General features: G+C 67.1%; 4 protein-coding genes and 1 tRNA gene. 2 read left to right on the top strand and 3 right to left on the bottom strand.

Annotated elements, in window-relative coordinates:
- Positions 1-544 precede the first annotated feature (544 nt).
- Entirely contained in the window at positions 545-715 is a 171-nt protein-coding gene (locus tag U9980_RS21000; protein ID WP_322751107.1) for a hypothetical protein, read from the top strand.
- A 34-nt stretch (positions 716-749) separates the two neighbouring features.
- Positions 750-1,022, top strand: a complete 273-nt coding sequence (locus U9980_RS20995) for a type II toxin-antitoxin system RelE/ParE family toxin (RefSeq protein WP_322769489.1) — start codon at positions 750-752, stop codon at positions 1,020-1,022.
- Positions 1,023-1,228: 206 nt separating this feature from the next.
- Here the strand turns inward: U9980_RS20995 and U9980_RS20990 are convergent.
- The 3 genes from U9980_RS20990 to U9980_RS20980 all read right to left on the bottom strand — a co-directional run bounded on the left by U9980_RS20990 (position 1,229) and on the right by U9980_RS20980 (position 3,265).
- A tRNA-Leu gene (locus tag U9980_RS20990) sits at positions 1,229-1,309 on the bottom strand.
- A gap of 284 nt (positions 1,310-1,593) precedes the next feature.
- Complete coding sequence (gene bcp, locus U9980_RS20985; protein WP_322751105.1) at positions 1,594-2,082, bottom strand: thioredoxin-dependent thiol peroxidase; 489 nt, start codon at positions 2,080-2,082, stop codon at positions 1,594-1,596.
- 10 nt (positions 2,083-2,092) lie between these two features.
- Positions 2,093-3,265 carry a class I SAM-dependent methyltransferase gene (locus tag U9980_RS20980; RefSeq protein ID WP_322769488.1) on the bottom strand — a complete coding sequence of 391 codons (1,173 nt, stop codon included), beginning with the start codon at positions 3,263-3,265 and terminating at the stop codon, positions 2,093-2,095.
- Positions 3,266-3,375 lie beyond the last annotated feature (110 nt).

The raw sequence follows: 3,375 nt of genomic DNA, 5'->3' as shown, positions 1-3,375 counted from the left end.
CGCTAGGTGTTTGAAAATCGACTTTGGGGAAATTGTCGCGCCACGGCTCTAGACCATTGAAGATCACCACCTCGTTCCTACCCCCTACAGGCCTATTTTATCGAGATACTTCCTCACTAATCTTATGTCATCCCAGGTCGCCTCCCTGACTGCACATCCACGCCACGATCCTGTCGGTTACATCCCGGACTCGCTGGGCCGCCGTACTCCGAGATCGTGCTATAGCGGATCGCGCGAGACTGTTGGGCGATCATAGAAGGGGAAGGTCGACGTGCCAGAAGTTGCTGCGGCATCGTGGGTGCCGTGCACGTTCGGCGAAGTCCTCGACGCGGCGCACGAGTATCGGATCCGTCACGGGATGGCTGACATTTCCGAGGATGAGGCGATGGACCTTGCGCTGGAAGCGCAGGGCGACGTACGTGCTGAAATGCGTGCCGAGGGCGGCCTCTTGTCCTTGACAGCGCGATCTGAGATATTTCGATCTAGGATCGCGGTGCGCTGGACCCGCGTCTCAAGGCGCATGGTGATGTAAGGAGGTGAGCGCGTGTCCGAGCCGATGATCGACACTGTGTACGAGACGACGGACGAAGAGGACGAATACGACCGTCAGTGTCTTGATGCTGCGCTTGCCGAAGGCTGCGACCCGGTACCCTTCCGGGCCTTCTTGGCCGAACTCGGGATCGATCCGGACAACCTCGACGACGACGAGGTATGAAGGCTGTCGTACGCAAACGGCAAGATAAGGCGCTGTGGCGGGCGGTGAGTCGTACAAGGTCGAGATCGACCCGCATGCCCAGCATGCCTTCCGGAAGCTTTCCCGTGATGTTCAGAACCGGCCGACCAAGGTCATTCTTGCGTTGGAGCACACGCCGCGGCCTGTCAGCTGCAAGGCGGTCGTCGGCCAACCGGGTTACTGGCGTATCCGGGTCGGCGACTATCGGGTGATCTACACAGTGTGGGACGACGTGCTCGTGGTCCTGGTTGTGGAGCTCGGCCATCGCCGCGACGTCTACCGCCGTTGACCGCGGGCGGGTCCTCCGTCCGGCTTGGGTTCGACGGGGTGGGCGTGTCATCGACTCAGACCATGATCGGCGCGTGTTTGTTCTTGGGTACGGTTTTCGGGCCGATATGCGTACCTGACGACAAACACACGCTGATCTTATGGATGGTGCTGATCTTGGGGATGGTTCTGTGCCGCGCATGGTCTGCGAACCGTCGGACCAGCCGGTGCGGGAGGGGGGACTTGAACCCCCACGCCCTAGGGCGGCAGATCCTAAGTCTGCTGCGTCTGCCATTCCGCCACTCCCGCGTAGGTACCACAGTAGCGATCGGCGGGCGTGTGCTGTCGCCGGTGACCGCGAACCCGCCCGTGGATCGCGGTCACCGGCGACAGGCGTGTCGGAGGCGGCCAGGATCTGACGATGCGCCTGACGGCCTCCGACATCCAGCCTGCCGGCCCGGCCGCCACGTGACCAGGGGCCTCTGGGCGCCCACTGACGGGTGCCTCCGGCGGGCGTCCAGAGGCCCGTCCGCGGGTGCCGGTATGGTCATCCGGCGGGTCCGTGAGGGCTTCCCGCGGGTGCCGGTACAGGGTCAGCCGGCCAGACCGAGATCGCGGATGAGTTTGGCGACGTGGCCGGTCGCCCGGACGTTGTAAAGCGCTTTCTCGATCTTTCCGTCGGCGCCCACGACGAAGGTCGACCGGATCACACCGAGGGTCTTCTTGCCGTACAGCGTCTTCTCGCCGTAGGCGCCGTAGGCCGTGAGCGTCGCCCGGTCCGGGTCGGACAGCAACGGGAAGGTGAGCCCCTCGTTGTCACGGAACTTCGCCAGCTTCGCCGGCTTGTCCGGGGAGATGCCCAGCACGTCGATCCCGGCGCCGTTGAGCTGCACGAGGCTGTCCCGGAAGTCGCAGGCCTGCTTGGTACAGCCGGGCGTGGAGGCAGCCGGGTAGAAGTACACGACCACCGCTCGCCCCCGGTAGGCGGCGAGCGACACATCCGTGCCGTCGGCGTCGGGCAAGGTGAAATCCGGGGCGGTGTCACCAGGGGTGAGACGGGCAGCGGCGGCAGTCTCGGTCATGGCCGGAAAGTTAGTCCGACGGCCGCCCTGTCGCAAACCCGCCCCCTGGCACATGCCCTGGCACATGCCCGTGCGCACGCCGGGGTGGTCGCGTTGCCGGCGCGGAACGGACGGCGAGCGGCTCGACCCCCGCCGCCGTCGCCACCCCGACGAACGCAGTCGGATCCACCTGGTCGGCGGCCCATCGGCGCAGCTCGTTCACGATCAATGCGGAAAGGTCGACTCCGGCGTCGGCGTCCGCGTCGGCGAAGACCATGGGGTCGATCGCGACGTCCATGATGACCAGGAAGGTGCGGCCGTCACCGACGATACGGCCGCAACCCACCGCGCGGCCCGGTTCCTCGACGGCCTCCACGCACAGCCCGGCCAGACTGCCGGCAAGGGCGTCCGCCGCGGCTTCGGGCCCGGGGTCGGGCAGGCCGCCGGCGGTGCGCAGTCGGCGCAGCTCCGCCACATCGGGCATCCGGTGGACGACCACGAACCCACCGACGGACAGCGACAGTGACCGCGAGGTGGGCTGGCCGCCGGTCGTCGTTCCCGGTATCGGTTCGATGAGCGCCGGATGGATGGACGTCGGGCCGGGTCGGACCCCAACCACGAGCGTGTCAAACGCCGTGTGCCTGCGGCCGTCGGGACCAGGCGGGCGCGGTATCCGGCCGGCTCGGCTGATCCGCAGCGGCGGGCCGGCGGCCAGGTCCGTCAGCAGTTCGTCGGCGTCGAGCAGGCGTTCGAGCTGGACCGGTGCGCCGAGTTCGCTCGTCGGGCTGGCGCGGTCCTGCCCGAGTAGCAGCAACGTTCCACCCGGGATGATCGTGTTCACCGCATCACACAGAACCGCGCGTCGCTCGCTGGGCGGCAGGTGAAGGTAGCAGATGGTGACAAGGTTGTAGGACTTGGGCCTCGGTGTCCAGCCCAGGACGTCGGCGTGGATCCAGTCCGGCGTCACGTCGAACCGGCGGGACAGTTCCCGTGCCTTGCGGATCGCGACATCGGAGAAGTCCAGACCCGTGACCCGCCAGCCCTGCGTGGCAAGCCAGACTGCGTTGCGGCCCACCCCGCAGGCCAGATCGAGGGCCCGGCCCGGGTGCAGGCCGGCGAGTTGTTCGATCACGACCGGGTTCGGCTCGGCGGTCCAGCGCAGGCCGGTTCCGGCGTGCCGGCGGTCCCACTGGGCGGCGTCCACAGCCGCTATCTCACCTCGTGCGGCCGTGGACTGCCGGGCTCAAGGGTGTGTGAGGGCGGTTCTTTTCGCACACCCGGAGGCCCTCAGGGACTCTCAGCCGTCCCGCACCC

Source organism: Protofrankia sp. Cr1 (assembly GCF_963555865.1).
In the GTDB taxonomy this organism is placed as follows: domain Bacteria; phylum Actinomycetota; class Actinomycetes; order Frankiales; family Frankiaceae; genus Protofrankia.
This window is presented reverse-complemented; position numbering and strand designations above follow the sequence as displayed.

Coding starts and splice junctions, on each gene's coding strand:
- bcp (WP_322751105.1), bottom strand. CDS start 2,082: ATGACCGAGACTGCCGCCGCTGCCCGTCTCACCCCTGGTGACACCGCC.